Source organism: Streptomyces clavuligerus (assembly GCF_005519465.1).
GTDB lineage: Bacteria > Actinomycetota > Actinomycetes > Streptomycetales > Streptomycetaceae > Streptomyces > Streptomyces clavuligerus.
Map to the genome: position 1 here is coordinate 1,275,206 of NZ_CP027859.1, position 16,693 is coordinate 1,291,898.

Sequence of the window (16,693 nt, forward strand, 5' to 3'; positions counted from 1 at the left end):
CCCCTCACCCGGCCACCCCCGCCCCGGTCCGGGCCCGGTCGGCGGCCGAGGCCGGTGCCACCCGCACCTCAAGCCCGCCTTCGGCATTGGCCCGGACCGTGACCGTCCCCCCATGCGCCTGCGCGATCGACTGGACGATGGACAGCCCGAGACCGGCCCCGTCCTTCGGCCCGCCGCGCCGCACCAGCCTGCGGAACGGCTCCAGCAGCCCTTCCGCCTCGCCCTCCGGGACCAGCGGGCCGGTGTTCCGCACCGTCAGCCCGTACACCGACCGGGCCGGGGACGTGACGACGGAGATCGCCCCGCCCGGCACGTTGTACCGGACCGCGTTCTGCACCAGGTTCTCCACGAGCTGTCCCAGCAGCACCCGGTCGCCCGAGACCGGCACCGGCGCGAGCGAAAGATCCAGCCGCAGCCCCGCCTCCTCGATCCGGGGCCGCCACAGCTCCACCGTCTCCGCCGCGACCTCCGCGAGGTCGACCGGCTCGTACCGGTCGAGGCCGCGATCGCTGGTCGCCAGCAGCAGCAGGCCCTCGATCAGCCGCTCACTGCGCCGGTTGGTCTCCAGCAACTCCTCCTGGATACGCGGCAGATCCGCCTCGCGCGCCCCGCCCAGCCGGATCTGGATCGCGGCCCGCTGGATCGCCAGCGGGGTGCGCAGCTCGTGCGAGGCGTTGGCGACGAACCGCCGCTGGCTGCCGAAGGCCCGGTGCAGCCGGTCCAGCATGTCGTCGAAGGTGTCCGCGAGATGCTTCAGCTCGTCGTCCGGACCGTCCAGGGCGATCCGTTCATGGAGATTGACGCTCGACAGCCGCCGCGCGGTGGCGGTGATGGTGTGCAACGGGCTCAACACCCGTCCCGCCATCCACCAGCCGAGAACCACCGACACCACCACCATCACCAGCAACGCGAGCGCGGACATCGTCAGCAACTGCCGCTGCGCGTCGTCCCGCAGCCGTTCGGCGATCTCGGCGAGCTGCCCGGCCGAGAGTGAGGCCACCCCGCCGCTGGGCAGCTCACTCTTGGGGACCGTGGTGATGGTGGGGTTCTCCCGCACGGTGGTGGTCTGGTGGACGAGCAGATTGGTGAGGGCGAGCAGCACCAGACCGGTGACGAAGAACAACCCGCTGTACAGGGCGGTGAGCCGCAGCCGGATCGACGTCCTCAGGGGACGCGTTGTTCCCATCAGAGCCGGTAGCCGACGCCGGGCAGGGTAGCGATCGCGGGCGGTTCGCCCAGCTTCGCCCGTAACTTGCTCATGGTGGTGCGCACGGCGCTGGTGAACGGGTCGGCGTTCTCGTCCCAGGCCCGTTCCAGCAGTTCCTCGGCGCTCACCACGGCCCCGTCGGCGGCCATGAGCACTTCGAGGACGGCGAATTCCTTCGGGGAGAGCCGCAGATAGCGCCCGTCCCGGAACGCCTGGCGGCGGGGCGCGTCCAGCACGATCCCGGCCCGTTCCAGTACGGGCGGCAGGGCGCGGTTGGCCCGTCGGCCCAGGGCCTGCACCCGGGCCACCAGCTCCGGGTACTCGAAGGGCTTGGCGAGATAGTCGTCCGCGCCGAGCGCCAGTCCCTCCACCAGATCGCCGACCTGCCCCGCCGCCGTGAGCATCAGAATGCGCACCCGCGCGCCGGACGAGGCCAGCTCCCGGCAGACGTCGTCGCCGTGGGTGCCCGGCAGCCCCCGGTCCAGGACAAGGACGTCGTAGTCGTTGACGGCCAGCCGCTCCAGCGCCGTGTCGCCGTCGAGGGCGATGTCCACGGCCAGCCCATGCCGCCGCAGACCCTCGCCGACCAGCTCGGCGAGCATCTCCTCGTCCTCCGCCACCAGTACCCGCATCGTCTTCCCTCCCGCGCCGGCGCGGTCGCGGACACCGTCGTCCGCGCGCCGACCACTGATCAGTAGATATCCCGCCCGATGTTGCCGTGGTGTGGGCATGCGCGGTAACAGCCCGGCAACCCCGCTCCCGATAGACGTGTGACGACGGGCCGGGAACAGCTTGGCCTGTGGTGATCGACCCGGGAAAGGGGCCGGCGGATGGTGCGGACGACCGTACGGAACGACAGGAACGACAGGAACGGCAGCGGGACCGACAGGGGGAACGGCAGCGGGAGCGGACAGGGCTTGACCGGATGCGGGAACGGGGGCGGGTGCGGGAACGGGAGAGCGCTGCCCGGTCGCGGTCGGGCCGTACGGGGAGCGGCGGCGGCGCTGTTCCTCGCGCTGGCCGTGGCGGGCTGCGGGGGCGACGGTGAAGGTGACGGGAAGAAGGTCGCCCGTGTGCAGCAGGGGAACGGCTCCTCCGCCTCGGCCTCGCCGTCCGCCCCCGCCGACCGGGCCGATCAGCTCGTGGCGTTCACCCGTTGCATGCGGGAGAACGGTATCGACATGCCCGACCCCGCGCCGGGCGAGGAGAACATCCAGCTCCCGGCCGGTACGAAGGGAGACGCCGGGACGCAGAAGGCGCTCGCCACCTGTCAGCGCCACCTCGGATCGGGGACGGGCGCGAAGGACGTCACCGACGGGGCGGTGCACGACCGGGCGGTGGAGCTGGCGAAGTGCCTGCGGGAGAAGGGGGTGAACGTGGCCGACCCCAAGCCGGGGGAGCCGCTTCAGCTCACCGGCGGGGGCAACGATCCCAAGGTCCGTGCGGCGATCACGGAGTGCCGCGCCGCCAGGGGCGCGAACACGTCCCCGTCCGGGGAGTGAGCCCGATGCGCGAGCAGACGGCCGAACCGGCGCCGCGCGGCCCGGACAGCCCCGTCGACGCCGCTGACCCCGTCGCCGCTCCGGGTGACTCGGGAAGCGGCATCGGCGGACACCACTCCCTGGGACGCCGCCGGGTGCTGATCGCCGCCACGGCCGTCGTCGTCTGCGGCGGCGCGGCGGCGGGTTTCCTCCTCCTCGACCGCGACGACTCCCGCGCCACCCCGGACGGCGGAACGTCCCGGGTGTCCACCGCGCCTGTCGTCCGGACCGACCTGGTGACGACGCAGCGGGTCGACGGGACCCTCCGCTACGACGGCGCCTACACCGTCAAGGCCCGCCCGGGGTCCGGCGTACTGACCTGGCTCCCCGACGTCGGCGACACCCTCGCACGCGGGGAACGGGTCTACGCCGTCAACGGCCGCCCCGTGCCCCTGCTGTACGGGGACACCCCGCTCTACCGCACGCTCGAACCGGGCGTCGACGACGGCCCGGACGTCGAGATGCTGGAACGCAACCTCAAGGCCCTCGGCCACGGGCCCGCCCTCACGGTCGACGACCATTTCACCGAGGGCACGGCCGACGCCGTCCGCGCCTGGCAGGACAGCCTCGGCCGCACGGAGACGGGCACCGCAGCCCCCGGTGACGCGGTCGTCGAACCCGGCGCCGTCCGGGTCACCGAAACCCTCGGCATCATCGGCGCGGACGCCGCCGACACCCTGCTGACGCTCTCCGGCACCCGGCGGATCGTCACCGTCGACATGCCCGTGGCCCAGCAGCAACTGGCGCGCCTCGGCGCCACCGTCCGGATCGGGCTGCCCGGCGGCCGGACGACCACCGGCAAGGTCATGGACGTGGGCACGGTCGCGCGCGGGGAGGAGGGGACCGCCTCCCGGGGCGGCGGCGGGAGCACGAGCGGCGACAGCGGCGGCGGGGGCCGCACGGCGACCGAGAACGCGACCGTGGAGGTCCGGGTGCAGCTCACCCGCCCCGGGGAGGCGGGTGCCCTCGACGGCGCCCCGGTCTCCGTCGACTTCACCAGCGGCAGCAGACGGGACGTCCTCGCCGTGCCCGTCTCCGCGCTGCTCGCGCTCGCGGAGGGCGGATACGCCGTGGAGGCCGCCGAGGGCGGTGGCTCCGCCGCACCGGGCGGGGACGGCGCGAACCGGCTGATCCCCGTCCGGCTCGGAGTGTTCGCCCAGGGCAAGGTGGAGGTCGAGGGCGAGGGGCTGCGTGAGGGGCTGAGGGTGGAGGTGCCGTCGTCATGAACAACGTCAGCGGCATCGGCGACGTCAGCGGCATCGACGGCATCGACGACGTCAGCGGGACCGGCGACATCGGCGGGATCGGTGGGACTGGTGGGACCGGCAGGATCGGTGGGACCGGCGGGATCGGCGACGGTGGGGGAGCGGCCGGGAGGACGTCCGGGGGAACGGCGTCCACCGCACAGCCCCCGCCGGTCATCGAACTGCGTGGAGTGTCCAAGACCTACCCCGGCGGCGTCCGGGCCCTGCACGAGGTCTCCCTCACGGTCCGCGCCGGGGAACTCGTCGCCGTCATGGGCCGCTCGGGCTCCGGCAAATCCACGTTGCTGCACCTCATGGGCACCCTGGACCGGCCGACAACCGGCAGTGTGCTGCTCCGCGGCCATGACGTCGCCCGGCTCGGCGACCGACGGATCTCCGCCGTCCGCGCCCACTGGATCGGCTTCGTGTTCCAGCAGTTCTTCCTCACTCCGGGCCGCAGCGCCGTGGACAACGTCGCCGAGGGCCTGCTCTACCACGGCATCCCCGCCCGCCGACGGCGCGCGCTCGCGGTCGACGCGCTGCGCAGGGTGGGCCTGGGGCACCGGCTCGACCACCGTCCGCACGAGATGTCCGGCGGCGAACGGCAGCGGACGGCGATCGCCCGGGCCATCGCCGTCCGCCCCGCCGTCGTCCTGGCCGACGAGCCGACCGGCAACCTCGACTCGGCGGCGGGCGCGGGCATCCTGCGGCTGCTCCATGAACTCCACGACCAGGGAACGACCATTGTGGTGATCACGCACGACACGGCGCTCGGGGCGCGGCTGCCGCGCCGGGTGGAGATCCTGGACGGCCGCGTCCGCAGCGACGAACGGGACACCGACGGCGCCGGGGCCCGGCGGGACGCGGGGGCGGCCCGGTGACGCGATCCCGGACCGGCCCCGACCGGCGCCCCGCCCCGCAGGGCCATCCGCTGCCGCCCGCGCCCCGGCTCCGCCCGTCCGACATCGCCCGCGTCGGCCTCGTCGGCATGCGCAGCCGCCCCACCCGCGCCGTGCTCTCCGCGCTGGGCATCGCGATCGGTATCGCCGCGATGGTCGCGGTGCTCGGCATCAGCAACGCGGGCCAGGCCGACCTGCTCCACCGGATCGGCCGTCTCGGCACCAATCTGCTGACGGTGTCCCCCGGCCGGAACCTCTTCGGCGAGAACGCGAAACTGCCGCTGAACTCCGTCGAGATGGTGGGGCGGATCGGCCCCGTCGATTCGGTGACCGCGACCGCCGCGCTTCCCGAGGTCACGGTACGCCGCACCGACCGCATCGACCCGCTCGCGGGCGGCGGCATCGGGGTGAGCGCGGCCCGCACGGACCTGCTGCCGACGGTCGGCGGCTCCGTCCACCGGGGCGTCTATCTGAACGCGGCGACCTCCCGCTATCCGTCGGTGGTCCTCGGCTCCCTGGCCGCGGCCCGGCTGGGCGTCGACGAACCGGGCCGCCAGGTCTATCTGGGGGACCGCTGGTTCACGGTGATCGGGGTGCTGCGCCCGGTGGAACTCGCCCCGGAGCTCGACCGTTCGGCGCTCGTCGGCTGGGAGGCCGCGCGTTCGCTGCTCGGGTTCGACGGCCATCCGACGACGGTCTACGAACGCTCGGCGGAGGAGGCCGTCGAGGACGTACGCGGGGTCCTCGCGGCGACCGTCGACCCGGAGAACCCGCACAACGTCCGGGTGAGCCGCCCGTCGGACGCCCTGGAGGCCCAACTCGCCGCGAAGTCCGCGTTCACCTCGCTCTTTCTGGGCCTGGGGGCGGTCGCCCTGCTGGTGGGCGGGGTCGGCGTGGCCAACACCATGGTCATCTCGGTCCTGGAACGCCGCCCGGAGATCGGCCTCCGCCGCTCCCTGGGCGCGGGCCGGGGCCATATCCGCCTCCAGTTCCTGGCGGAGTCGGTGGCCCTCTCCGGCCTCGGCGGCACAGTCGGCGTCCTCCTGGGCGCGCTGATCACCGTCGGCTGGTCGACCTGGCAGGGCTGGCCCCCGGTCCTCCCACCCGAGGTCCTCCTCGGCGGCCTGGCGGCAGCGGCCTTCATCGGCACGGCGGCGGGGCTCTACCCCGCGTCCCAGGCGGCGAGACTGGCGCCGACGCGGGCGTTGAGCGCGGTCTGACCCGTGGGGCCCCGGTGCCGGGGCCCCACGGGGTTCGGTCAGAGCTGTTCGGCTGCGCCGGTGTCGAGGAGTCCGAGGGCGGACAGGCAGGTGAGGGTGATGAGGCAGGGCCAGGGCAGCCAGAGGAGGATGCGGAACGCTTTGCGCTTCACCGGTCCGCCCCGTCGTGGGGGACGTGGAGTTCGCACCACACCCGGGTCTGGTCGGTGGTGAGTCCCCATGCGTCGGCGCACGCGGCGACCAGGTCGAGCCCGCGCCCGCCCTCCGCGTACGTGCTTCTCGGACGCTCGCCGGGAAGCGTGACCACGGTCCCGTCGCCGACCTCGACCCGCACCACCGCCCCGGCCCGGGACAGCCGTAACCCCACACGTACCCCCCGCCCGTGCGCGAACGCGTTGGTCACCAGCTCCGACACCACCAGCTCCGCCCGCTCAACCACCCCCTCGGCCCGCCAGTGCCGCAACCGCGCCCGCACAATCCGCCGCGCCCGCCCCACCCACTGCCGATCGGCATCGGGCAACGGCTCACCCGGACGGCCGTGGCGGCTTATGGCCAGCTCGATGGGGGAGAAGATCGGTGTGGCCGAACGCGTGGGTTCGACAGGTACTCGGTTGTGAAGTGGTGTCTGGACCATCTGGGCCTTCCCCGGAACGGGTTTCCGACGATCTTCAGTGAACTCCTCTCCAATGGCGCCCAACAGGTCAGAAAGCAGAACACCCACATCGACTGCCGGACGTTTTTGCCAACCCTTGGGACGCTGATGTCTATCGTTCCGCGTGCAGTGGGCAGAACCGGATCGGGGGCACCTGTGACCAGAGCGCAGAACAGCCAACTCATCGCTGTGATCAGCGAGTTCGGCTTCACCCATGCGGATTTGGCGCAGAAGATCAGCGACGTCATCACTCGCTACTACGGTCCGCAGACTCCCCATACATGCGACGAGCGGACCATCAGACGGTGGGTTCGAGGGGATGTACGGTGGCCCACTCAACGCTACCTTTTCGCCTTGGAACAGATTTTCAGACGCCCGGTGCGAGACATGGGATTCATCCCCAGAGGGAAAAGTAGTTCGGTTCCGGTCCCACCTGCGGCAGCCACCCCTAAGGAGGTCCCCGTGCACCGCCGATCATTCATCTCCGGTTCAGCAGCCGTGACCGTCGCCACGACACTCGGCATGAGCGAAGTGCCCCAGCGCGGTCATATCTCCATGAACGACGTCGCCCGGGTGACGAGCCGGATCGACACACTCAACGCACGGTTCCTCGCCACCGGTGGCGGCTCCGTGGTCGACGTCGCGACCCACCACATCAACGGCCTCCGCCGCATGCTCAACGGCTGCACCTACAGCGACCGGGTCGGAAAGGCCCTGCACGGAGCCGTCAGCAGCCTCTACTCCCAAGCCGGCTGGGGAGCGATGGACAACAACGACAGCCGACGGGCCGGATCGCTGTACCGGTCCGCCCTGAACAGCGCTCTGCTCGCCGACGACCCCAACGCCATAGCGCGTTCCTGGGACTCCCTCGCGATGCACGCACGAAAAGAAGGCCGCCAGCGCGAGGCCCTTCAGATCGCACAGGCATCCCTCGACAATCGCCGCGCCCGGAACGATCCGTACGTCGACACCCTGCTGAACTCCCGGCTGGCCATCGCCCATGCCCTGACGGGCAACGAGAGGAAAGCCGTCACTTCGCTGACCGCTGCCGAGAGCGCCTATGAACGGGTGCACCGGACTTCTCCCCCGGCGTGGCTCGCGTTCCTCAACGAAGCCGAGATGTCAGGCATCGGCGCCCTGGTCCACCGCGCCCTCGGGGATTACCACCGGGCCGCGGACTCCGCAGCGCAGGCAATCACCCTGGCCCCGTCGTCCATGCCCCGCAGCAAGGCGTACTACACCGTGCTGCTCGCCGAAATCCAGGTGGCCCAGCAGGAGCACGAGAAAGCAGCCGCCACGATCACCACGATCGATTCCGGTCCGACCATCCACCGCATCGGCGCACGACTGTCCCGTGTGAAGCGCGCCCTGTCCGCGTGAACAGGCATAGAGTCCTGCGACATGTATCCGATCAGACGCGACGGCCTTCTCTTGGGCCTCCGTGAGTTGACCATGGACGACGCGGACGCCGTCCACGCGATCTACGGGAGCCCGGTGGCGACCGAGCACCTGTCGTTCGAGCCGCGTACGCGTGCCGATGTGCGGGAGATCGTCGAGCGGGCCGTCGCCGCCGCGGCGGTGACACCACGTCATGAGTACGCGATGGCGGTGGTCGAGCGTACGGGGGGCCGGATGGTCGGGTACGGGCGCATCGCGCTCGATCCGCACCAGCCGAGAGGGGCGACCTTCGGTTTCGCGCTCCGCCCGGAGAGCTGGGGGCGCGGGTACGGCACGGAGATGGTGCGGCTGCTGCTGGGTCTGGGCTTCGAGGAGTTGGGTCTGCACCGTCTCTGGGGTGCCCGTTCCCCTCTCAACACGGCTTCTGCCAGGACCATGGAGGCGGCCGGAATGACGGAGGAGGGCGTGATACGCCGCCATATCCAGAAAGGCGGCGTATGGCGGGACTCCGTGGTGCATGCCATGGTCGATGACGAATGGCACCTTGAACCGGGTAGCCGCAGCGACTGATCACAAAACGTCGAGGATCTTCTGCTCCGCGTCCGGGCGAGACCGTGCTCCGCCCCCACCTGCCCATCTCGGCCGCGAGCGTCCTTTTCCGGCCACCCGAACGACCCCCGCCGGGCCGTTCGGGTGGCCGACGGGGTTCGGTCAGAGCTGTTCGGCTGCGCCGGTGTCGAGGAGTCCGAGGGCGGACAGGCAGGTGACGGTCATGAGGCAGGACCAGGGCAGCCAGAGGAGGATGCGGAACGCTTTGCGCTTCACCGGTCCGCCCCGTCGTGGGGGACGTGGAGTTCGCACCACACCCGGGTCTGGTCGGTGGTGAGTCCCCATGCGTCGGCGCACGCGGCCACCAGGTCCAGCCCGCGCCCGCTCTCCGCGTAAGCGCTTCTCGGACGCTCGCCGGGAAGCGTGACCACGGTGCCGTCGCCGACCTCGATCCGCACGACGGCCCCGGCCCGGGAAAGCCGTAACCCCACACGAGCCCCCCGCCCGTGCGCGAACGCGTTGGTCACCAGCTCCGACACCACCAGCTCCCCCCGCTCGATCACCCCCTCGGCCCGCCAGTGCCGCAACCGCGCCCGCACAATCCGCCGCGCCCGCCCCACCCACTGCCGATCGGCATCGGGCAACGGCTCACCCGGACGGCCGTACCGCGTCATCGACACCTGACACGGACCGAAGATGTCCCCGTGGTGTCGACGAACGTGTACCTGTGGCCCTCGTGGAGGCGGTTCAGCGGGAGAAAGGGCAGGGGCGGGCCCTGAGAGGGCGGGTTGAAGCCTCATGACGGGCACCTCCTTCGACCGGATATCGCGTGCTCAGCGTCGGTGCCGAATACCTTGGCCGCACTGTGGGTAGCTCCGCCATGGCCCGGCGGGTGGCTTCTCCAGCTCTTCCGGGGGAATGGCAAAGCTCTTTTATGGCTTCGACATGGCTTCTCGCCGAAGGGTGTTGCCGTGTCACAGACGCTGCTCTTCACTTCCCTGAAGAAGACGTGAGCGGACAACGCATGGCAGAGATGCAGGGAGCGCAGCATGGAGCATCTGCCGAAGACGCTGCTGAAAGTTCTGGTGGGGCAGCGAAACTGGCGATACAGCGACTTTGAGCGAGCGTTCGATTCTGCGGCACGAAGGGTGCTTGAGAGCGGTAGCCCTCCGACGGTGGGGGAATCACAGTTCCGACGTTGGACGGGTGGAAAGCTCAAGGGACTGCCTGGCCCGGACACCTGCCACGTACTCGAAGTCCTGTTTGAGACCGACGCGGCGGCGCTCTTTGCTCCTCCCTCGGCTGCTGCCGCCACGACTGACGTATCCGTGCTCAATCTGGAAGATGAGATCATCATGACCGCACGTGAAGTACAGGACGAGGCCAGCGCGACCGCCGCAGCTTCGATCTCCGACATCGCGATCGACCAGCTACGTGATGAGACGACAGCACTCGCACGTACGTACCATGAGAAGCCTGCTTTTGATGTGTGGCGGCAAGCCATCGCCTTGCGTCGAAACGCAGAGGATCTGCGTGAGCGTACGCAGATTCCCGGACAGGAACAGGAACTCCTCATCCTTACGGGGCAGTCCGCAGCACTTCTGTCCGCTGCGGCGTTCGACCTGGGATCGCTCTCAGGTGCAAAGAGCCTTGCACGCACCGCTGCCCTCTACGGGGAGACGGCCCGCTTTGGGCCTCTGCGAGCATTCGCCGAAGGAAGCCTCGCTTACATCTCCTACTTCTCGTCCGAGCCTTCCCGCGCTCTCGCGTACGCGCAACACGCGCTCACCCGTCGTGGGCTCGGTGACGTGGCGACGTGTCGGCTCCGCTCCATCGAAGGACGCGCGCACGGACATCTGGGCAACACCGTCGCGGCACGCCGGGCGATCCTCCTCTCGGAGGAAGACGGATCAGGTCGGCGTGACGACCTGCATGACGGTGTGGGAGGCGAGTTCGGATTCACACCCGAGCGGCTGGCCATGTCGAACAGCTCGACAGCTCTGCTCATCGGTGACACGGCACAAGCCGAGGTCGCGGCGGAGCGCGCCCTCGCGCTGATCGACACGCGAGCGGAGGGAAGTCTGTCGGCGGCCGTACGAGGGGGCGCCTCGGCGGACCTCGCGCTTGCCCGGCTGCTGGGCAACGACGTGGACGGCGCCGCCGAAGCGCTCAAAAATGTCTGGACCGTGCGACCGGAGCAGCGTGGAACGGGGCTCCTCGCCCGCACGGCTCAGGTTCGCCGGCTGCTGGCCGTGCCGCATATGTACGGCACACCTCTCGCGATGGAGCTCTGCGATCGGATCGAAAACTTCATCCATACGTCCGCGTCACGACAGATAGGTGTCGGTGCGTCGGACGTCCTTGCTCTGGAGAGCTGATCATAGGGCGGTGAGGATTTTCTCCTCCTTGTCGGGGGAGATTCCGTGCTCTGCCCACCGGGGGTGTTCCACGGGCTTCCCCTGGTGGGCGAGCCAGGCCCAGGTGTCCCGGATCGTGTCGGTGACAGGGCGGCACCGCAGCCCGGCGGAGACCGCGCGGGCGGGGCTCACGGACCATACGCCCGCGTGCGTGCGCCACAGGGGCAGCTCGGTCCACTGCGTCACCCTGTGCTCCGCCAGAGTCTCGGGGTCCGTCCATACCGGCCTGCCGGAACCGCCCGTGACCTCCACGCAGGCGCGGACGAACTCCTCGAAACTGATCCCGTCGGGGTGGGTGACGTTGTAACCCCCGCCGTCGCCGTCACGGGACGCGGCCCGGTCGAGGGCGAAGGCGGCGACATCGCGGACATCGACCGGCTGGATATGGCGGGCCGCCGGACCCGGTGCGATGAAACGGCCGCCCCGCTCCGCCCGGCGCAGCCACCACGGCAGCCGGCCGACGTATTCGCCGGGCCCCAGAATCACCCCGGGGCGCAGGAACACGGCCGCGTCCCCGAACCACTGTGCCACGGCCCGTTCACCGCCCGCCTTCTGGAATCCGTACACCGTCGGACTGCCGTCCGCGCCGGTCCAGCCGTAGGAGGAGTCCGCGCCGGCCGGGCACTCCAGCAGCCCGGACTCCTCGGTCAGGGCATGGTGGGGCCAGTCCGCGTAGACCGAGACCGTCGAGACATGCACCCACCGCGCGACCCGCCCCCGCAGCGCGGTGGCCGCGAGCAGCACCTCACGGGGCGCCAGATCCGTACTCGACGTGTCGATCACCGCATCCCAGGGACCGTGCTCCGCGAGCCGCGCCAGATCCGCCGCGACGGTACGGTCCCCCCGCACCGCCCGGACGCCCAGGACATCCGCCCCCGACCGCCCCCGATTGAACGTCGTCACCCGCCACCCTTGCGCGAGCGCGCCTTCGACGACCGCCCTGCCCAGAAACCACGTACCACCCAGCACCAGCAGCCTCATGCACCAGATGGTGCCATGGAGCAGACGCCCGCCCGGAGCACCTGCGGCCGGGTAGTGCAGCCGCACCGCAATCCCGAACGAGTGTTCGTAGGACTAGGGGCGCGAGTGAAATCGCGCCGGAAAATGCAATTTCACTTCGCCGGACCGAGGCATTCGTTTAGCGTCACAACCCCGACACCGGACCCGCGGGGAGGCGACCTGCCCTGATGCCCACGACGACCGACCCCACCAGTACCCGCAACACCGGCGCGCACACCGTTCTCCACGACCCCAGTGGTCGCACCGCCGCCGGATACCCGCTCGACCGGGACGCCCACCAGGCCCTGCTCCATATGGTCCTCGCCTGGCCCGGCGACCCCGCACTGCCCGAGAACGGACTCCAACTGATCGCACACCGCCTCACCGGCGCCGCCCACGCCGTCGTCGACGATCTGCGGTACGCCGCGGGCCGTCTCCCCGACACCCACCCCGCCCGGGCCCTCACCGACGCCGTCCTCCACGACACCCGCCGCATCCTCCACCTCCCGGTCGAAGGAACGGTTCACTGCGCGCGGCACCGCGCCCATATGGTCCGCGCCCTCTACGGGTACCTCGACCGCCTCGACCCGACGGAGCGGCCCTGAGCCGCCCGCTCCGCCCGGTCGCTCAGACGACCAGATTCCACTTCTGGTTGGGGTTGCCCGAACAGGTCCAGAGCTGGGTGGGAGTGGCGTCCGCCGGATTCTGCCCCAGGACATCCAGGCACTTGTTCGCCGGAACGTTGACGAGATCACGGGCCGCCGAGTTGTACGCCCACCGCTGCGCCCCGGTCCCGTTGCAGGTGTAGAGCTGGACCCGGGTGCCGTCAGCGGTCTGGCCGCCCTGGGCGTCGAGGCACTTGCCCAGCGCCCGGACGGTGCCGTCGTCGCCGAGGGTCCAGCGCTGGGCCACCGTCCCGTTGCACGTGTAGAGCTGGACGGGGGTCCGGTCGGCCGGGTTGGCACCGGCGATATCCAGACACTTGCCCGCGAGGCCGGTCAGCACACCAGTACGGCCGGGGCCCGGGGTGCCCGGCGACGCGGTGACCCGGACATGGTCGATCACCAGCCGCTGCGGGAAGACGGTGGAACCGTCGGGGTCACCCGGCCAGTTCCCCCCGATCGCCAGATTGAGGAGCAGGAAGAACGGCTTGTTGAAGACCCAGGCGCGCCCGCCCAGATCGGCGGGGGTGCGCCGCTGGTAGACCTGTCCGTCCACGGACCAGGTGATCACATCGGGCGCCCAGTCGATGGCGAAGGTGTGGAAGGCGTCCGCGAACACCTGACCGGGCGGCAGATTGTAGGACCCGGTGATGCCCTCGCCGCCGGAGTAGCCGGGGCCGTGGAGGGTGCCGTGCACCCGGCCCAGCTCATGGCCGACGTTCTCCATGATGTCGATCTCACCGCTCGCGGGCCATCCGACCTGGCCGAAGTCCTGGCCGAGCATCCAGAACGCGGGCCACACGCCCTGGCCGCGCGACATCTTGACACGGGCTTCCACCCGCCCGTAGGCCGCGTTGAACTTCCCCGCCGTGTTCAGCCGGGCCGAGGTGTACTCGCACCGGCCGTACCAGCAGGAGTAGTTCCCCGGGTTCTCCCGGCGGGCCGTGATCACCAGATGGCCCTGCCCGTCGAGAGCGGCGTTCGCGTTGCCCGGCGTGTAGTACTGGCGTTCCCGGTTGTTGACGTTGTCCCCGACCTCCGTGTTCCACCTCCGCGCGTCCGGCGCCGCACCGGCCGGACCGTCGAAGGTCTCCTCGAAGACGGGCACGGCCGCCGCCGCGCCCGCGCCGGGTGGCGGTGGGGCCGTGGCGGTGGCCAACGGCTGGGGCGCGCAGAGGGAGAAGCCGAGGGCCAGGGCGGCGAGGAGCACGCCACGCCGGGCACGGCGGGAAGAGGAGAAGGAGCAGGAAGAGGGCGCGGGCATCGACATCGCCTCGTTCTCTGGGGCGGCGCGAGAGCGGGCCCGCCGCTTCGCGCGGGACGGGTGCGGGGAGATGGAACCTCTGGGACGGAGTGAACCGACCCTCTGACGAGGTGTCAATGCCGCGGGCGGGGAGCGCTCGGCGCCCCGGCAGGGGGTGGACGGCGCAGGGCGACCATGGGGCGGCCCGGACCCCGGCCCCCCGTGCCCGGGTCCGCCCGAGGTTCCGCCCGGTCCGCCCGGCGGTCCTGCCCGGATGGGGCGCGACAGGGCGCCCCGCCCGCCCGTTCAGGCACCCCGTTCAGGCACCCCGTTCAGGTCCCTCCGCTCCAGCACTCCCGTTCAAGCGTTCCCGTTCAGGAATCCACGCTCCGGCGCTCCCGCTCCGGTACCCCCGCCGACAGGCGAAGGACCCGGACGCACCGTCCGTACCGGGGGCACCGTCCGCACCGGCATCGGGGGCATCGGGGCGCTCGGCGACCACCCCCGGGCCGGGGCCCTGCGGGTGAGCGAGCCGGCGGCCTCCCACGCGTCGTGGGCGCAGCGGATGTAGGGGCCCGCCAGGTCCGGCGCCAGGATGGCGTGCAGCGCGAGCATGATGTGCCAGGCTTCCTGCCTGCCGTCGGTGGTGTCGAGCGGGCCGAGGTCCCTGCGCAGCTCCCGCGCGAAGTGCTCGGTGAACGAGCGGGGCACCGGGGGCGGCGGGGCCGGTCTTCGTCTGCTGTCGCGGTCGGCGCGCAGCGCCGCCTGGAGGAAGAGCGCGAAGTCGTCCTCGGAGAGGAGATCGGCCATCGCGTGGGTCAGGGAGACGGCTGCCGTGTACCGGGAGGCCCGGACGCGGTCCTTCTTCAGACCGAAGCGCTCGCGCAGGACGTCGGCCAGCTCGTCCCGGTACTCCATGAGGTTGCTGGAATGCACGGGGCCAGCAAAGCGGCTGCCGCTCCGGCCGGGGCCGCGACTCGCCGCCCGGCGTGCGCGGAGCCGCGAAAACGAGTGGAACGGCGCCGACGCCCGGCCTACTGTCGCCCCCATGGCTGACGAAATGTTCCGGGACCCGCGGCTCGCCCCGCTCTACGATCCGCTCGACCCCGACCGGAGCGACCTCGACGCGTACCTCCGGATCACGGAGGAGACCGGAGCGCGCCAGGTGCTGGACATCGGCTGCGGAACGGGGGTGTTCGCCCTGCTGCTCGCCGGACGCGGTATCGACGTCGTCGGCGTCGACCCCGCGCGGGCCTCCCTCGACGTGGCCCGGGGCAAGCCCGGCGCCGACCGGGTGCGCTGGATCGAGGGGGACGCGACGGCCCTGCCGCCGCTCCGCGCCGACCTCGCGACGATGACGGGGAACGTCGCCCAGGCGATCGACGACCCGGACCTCTGGCGGGGCACCCTGCGCGGGGCGTACGAGGCGCTGCGCCCCGGCGGACTGCTCGTCTTCGAGACCCGCGACCCGGCCCGGCGCGCCTGGGAGGAGTGGACCCGTGCCTCCACCTACGAGGTGACGGAGCTTCCGGGCGTCGGCACCGTCGAGTCCTGGGACGACCTGGTCGAGGTGAGACTGCCGCTGGTGACCTTCCGCGCGACCTACGTCCTCGGCCCGGACGGCCGGACGCTGACCTCGGAATCCACCCTCCGCTTCCGGGAACGGCGGGAGGTCGAGACCGACCTGACGGCGGCGGGCTTCATCGTCGAGGACGTCCGCGACGCCCCCGACCGCCCGGGCCTGGAGTTCGTCTTCCTCGCCCGCCGCCCGGCGCCGTAGCGAACGGCCCGTCCCGCGGCGAACGGCCCCGGGGAACGGTGGGGACCGCACCCCGGGGAGGCGTGGCCGAGGGCCGCTGCCGCGCGCTTCCTACAGCTCGGCGCAGCCCCGCTTCGGGCCCCGGCCGAGGCCGTCCGGGAGGTCGCTGCATCCGCCGCCGCCCCCGTGGTACTCGCTGCCCGGGGTGAAGTACCAGTTCTGCGCGGCCGTGCCGTTGCGCTCGTGCAGATAGGGGCGGCCACCGGTGTGCCAGATCCTGCCGGGGGCGTCGACGACGAGACCGGAGGTGTCGTTGACGAGCGTCGTCCAGCCGCCCGAGGGGTTGAACCGTTCGAAGCGGAATCGCTGGGCGTCGCTCTGGTTGCAGGTCCACACCTGGAGCTGGGCGCCGTTGTGGGCCCGGTTGTTCGGGATGTCCAGGCAGCGTCCGGACGCCTTGTTGACGAGCTGGACCTTGGTGTTCATGCCGCTGGTGTAGACACGCTCGTACCAGTACTGCGCGCCGGTGCCGTTGCAGGGGTAGAGCTGGACCGCGGCGCCGTCGTACGGGCCGCTGTTCTGGGCGTCGAGGCAGTAGCCGCCGATCTTGATCTCGCCGGGGGCTCCGGAGGCGTACGCGGGGGTGCCGGACAGGCCGAGCGTGATGCTCGCGGTCGCGATGACGGCGGCGGTCAGACGCGCGGGAGTGACACGGAATTTCACGGTGATCTGGTCTTTCCTCAAGAGCTGAACGATGAGCGGTCGAGCGGTGGGCGAGGGCTCGCGCCCCTGCCGAGAAGAAACCTAGGAAGACCGTGTTGACGTCAGCACAACGTTCGATAAACGGACGGACGATCGTTTCCGGCCCCGGGAGTGGCCCCGGGAGTGGCCCCGGGACGGACC

At 71.2% G+C, this 16,693-nt stretch carries 17 protein-coding genes; 9 read left to right on the plus strand and 8 right to left on the minus strand.

What is annotated here, in order from left to right; translation table 11 throughout:
• Positions 1-4: 4 nt before the first annotated feature.
• Together CRV15_RS33670 and CRV15_RS33675 are read right to left on the minus strand one after the other, a co-directional pair.
• Positions 5-1,186: a sensor histidine kinase gene (locus CRV15_RS33670; protein ID WP_009999496.1), complete on the minus strand. Its 1,182-nt coding sequence runs from the start codon at positions 1,184-1,186 to the stop codon at positions 5-7.
• Positions 1,186-1,839, minus strand: a complete 654-nt coding sequence (locus CRV15_RS33675) for a response regulator transcription factor (protein WP_003957987.1) — start codon at positions 1,837-1,839, stop codon at positions 1,186-1,188. The genes CRV15_RS33670 and CRV15_RS33675 overlap by 1 nt, the downstream gene beginning before the upstream one ends.
• A gap of 441 nt (positions 1,840-2,280) precedes the next feature.
• On the opposite strand from CRV15_RS33675, the gene CRV15_RS37215 reads away from it, so the two are divergent.
• Genes CRV15_RS37215 through CRV15_RS33695 form a run of 4 tightly spaced genes read left to right on the plus strand, consistent with a single transcriptional unit; the run spans position 2,281 to position 6,111 of the window.
• On the plus strand, positions 2,281-2,709 hold the full coding sequence (locus CRV15_RS37215) for a vWA domain-containing protein (RefSeq protein WP_230864297.1): 429 nt from the start codon (positions 2,281-2,283) through the stop codon (positions 2,707-2,709).
• Positions 2,710-2,714: 5 nt separating this feature from the next.
• A complete protein-coding gene (locus tag CRV15_RS33685) occupies positions 2,715-3,974 on the plus strand; it encodes a peptidoglycan-binding domain-containing protein (RefSeq protein WP_003957986.1) in 1,260 nt (419 codons plus the stop codon).
• Positions 3,971-4,873 carry an ABC transporter ATP-binding protein gene (locus tag CRV15_RS33690; protein WP_003957985.1) on the plus strand — a complete coding sequence of 301 codons (903 nt, stop codon included), beginning with the start codon at positions 3,971-3,973 and terminating at the stop codon, positions 4,871-4,873. The genes CRV15_RS33685 and CRV15_RS33690 overlap by 4 nt, the downstream gene beginning before the upstream one ends.
• Positions 4,870-6,111: an ABC transporter permease gene (locus tag CRV15_RS33695; protein ID WP_003957984.1), complete on the plus strand. Its 1,242-nt coding sequence runs from the start codon at positions 4,870-4,872 to the stop codon at positions 6,109-6,111. Before CRV15_RS33690 ends, CRV15_RS33695 begins: the two co-directional genes overlap by 4 nt.
• A gap of 148 nt (positions 6,112-6,259) precedes the next feature.
• Here the strand turns inward: CRV15_RS33695 and CRV15_RS33700 are convergent, their stop codons facing one another.
• Positions 6,260-6,631: an ATP-binding protein gene (locus tag CRV15_RS33700; RefSeq protein WP_230864296.1), complete on the minus strand. Its 372-nt coding sequence runs from the start codon at positions 6,629-6,631 to the stop codon at positions 6,260-6,262.
• A gap of 240 nt (positions 6,632-6,871) precedes the next feature.
• On the opposite strand from CRV15_RS33700, the gene CRV15_RS33705 reads away from it, so the two are divergent.
• Positions 6,872-8,143 carry a tetratricopeptide repeat protein gene (locus tag CRV15_RS33705; protein WP_487248049.1) on the plus strand — a complete coding sequence of 424 codons (1,272 nt, stop codon included), beginning with the start codon at positions 6,872-6,874 and terminating at the stop codon, positions 8,141-8,143.
• A 21-nt stretch (positions 8,144-8,164) separates the two neighbouring features.
• Positions 8,165-8,731, plus strand: coding sequence for a GNAT family N-acetyltransferase (locus tag CRV15_RS33710; RefSeq protein WP_003957981.1), 567 nt, complete (start codon positions 8,165-8,167; stop codon positions 8,729-8,731).
• A 251-nt stretch (positions 8,732-8,982) separates the two neighbouring features.
• Here CRV15_RS33710 and CRV15_RS33715 read toward each other — a convergent pair whose 3' ends face one another.
• The gene (locus CRV15_RS33715; protein WP_230864295.1) at positions 8,983-9,354 is read right to left on the minus strand and encodes an ATP-binding protein; all 372 of its coding nucleotides are present in this window, start codon (positions 9,352-9,354) and stop codon (positions 8,983-8,985) included.
• Positions 9,355-9,759: 405 nt separating this feature from the next.
• Here CRV15_RS33715 and CRV15_RS37220 point away from each other — a divergent pair, with 405 nt between their 5' ends.
• Complete coding sequence (locus tag CRV15_RS37220; protein WP_003963503.1) at positions 9,760-11,088, plus strand: hypothetical protein; 1,329 nt, start codon at positions 9,760-9,762, stop codon at positions 11,086-11,088.
• Here the strand turns inward: CRV15_RS37220 and CRV15_RS33725 are convergent, their stop codons facing one another.
• The gene (locus tag CRV15_RS33725) at positions 11,089-12,108 is read right to left on the minus strand and encodes an NAD-dependent epimerase/dehydratase family protein (protein WP_003963504.1); all 1,020 of its coding nucleotides are present in this window, start codon (positions 12,106-12,108) and stop codon (positions 11,089-11,091) included.
• 206 nt (positions 12,109-12,314) lie between these two features.
• On the opposite strand from CRV15_RS33725, the gene CRV15_RS33730 reads away from it, so the two are divergent.
• Positions 12,315-12,731 carry a hypothetical protein gene (locus CRV15_RS33730; protein WP_003957977.1) on the plus strand — a complete coding sequence of 139 codons (417 nt, stop codon included), beginning with the start codon at positions 12,315-12,317 and terminating at the stop codon, positions 12,729-12,731.
• Positions 12,732-12,753: 22 nt separating this feature from the next.
• On the opposite strand, the gene CRV15_RS33735 is transcribed toward CRV15_RS33730, so the two are convergent.
• Together CRV15_RS33735 and CRV15_RS36180 are read right to left on the minus strand one after the other, a co-directional pair.
• Positions 12,754-14,052: a glycoside hydrolase family 16 protein gene (locus CRV15_RS33735; RefSeq protein WP_044955870.1), complete on the minus strand. Its 1,299-nt coding sequence runs from the start codon at positions 14,050-14,052 to the stop codon at positions 12,754-12,756.
• 339 nt (positions 14,053-14,391) lie between these two features.
• Positions 14,392-14,967: a hypothetical protein gene (locus CRV15_RS36180; RefSeq protein ID WP_029183280.1), complete on the minus strand. Its 576-nt coding sequence runs from the start codon at positions 14,965-14,967 to the stop codon at positions 14,392-14,394.
• A 112-nt stretch (positions 14,968-15,079) separates the two neighbouring features.
• On the opposite strand from CRV15_RS36180, the gene CRV15_RS33745 reads away from it, so the two are divergent.
• Positions 15,080-15,811: a class I SAM-dependent methyltransferase gene (locus tag CRV15_RS33745; RefSeq protein WP_003957975.1), complete on the plus strand. Its 732-nt coding sequence runs from the start codon at positions 15,080-15,082 to the stop codon at positions 15,809-15,811.
• A 90-nt stretch (positions 15,812-15,901) separates the two neighbouring features.
• Here the strand turns inward: CRV15_RS33745 and CRV15_RS33750 are convergent, their stop codons facing one another.
• Positions 15,902-16,534, minus strand: a complete 633-nt coding sequence (locus CRV15_RS33750; protein ID WP_003957974.1) for an RICIN domain-containing protein — start codon at positions 16,532-16,534, stop codon at positions 15,902-15,904.
• Between the last annotated feature and the right edge of the window lie 159 nt (positions 16,535-16,693).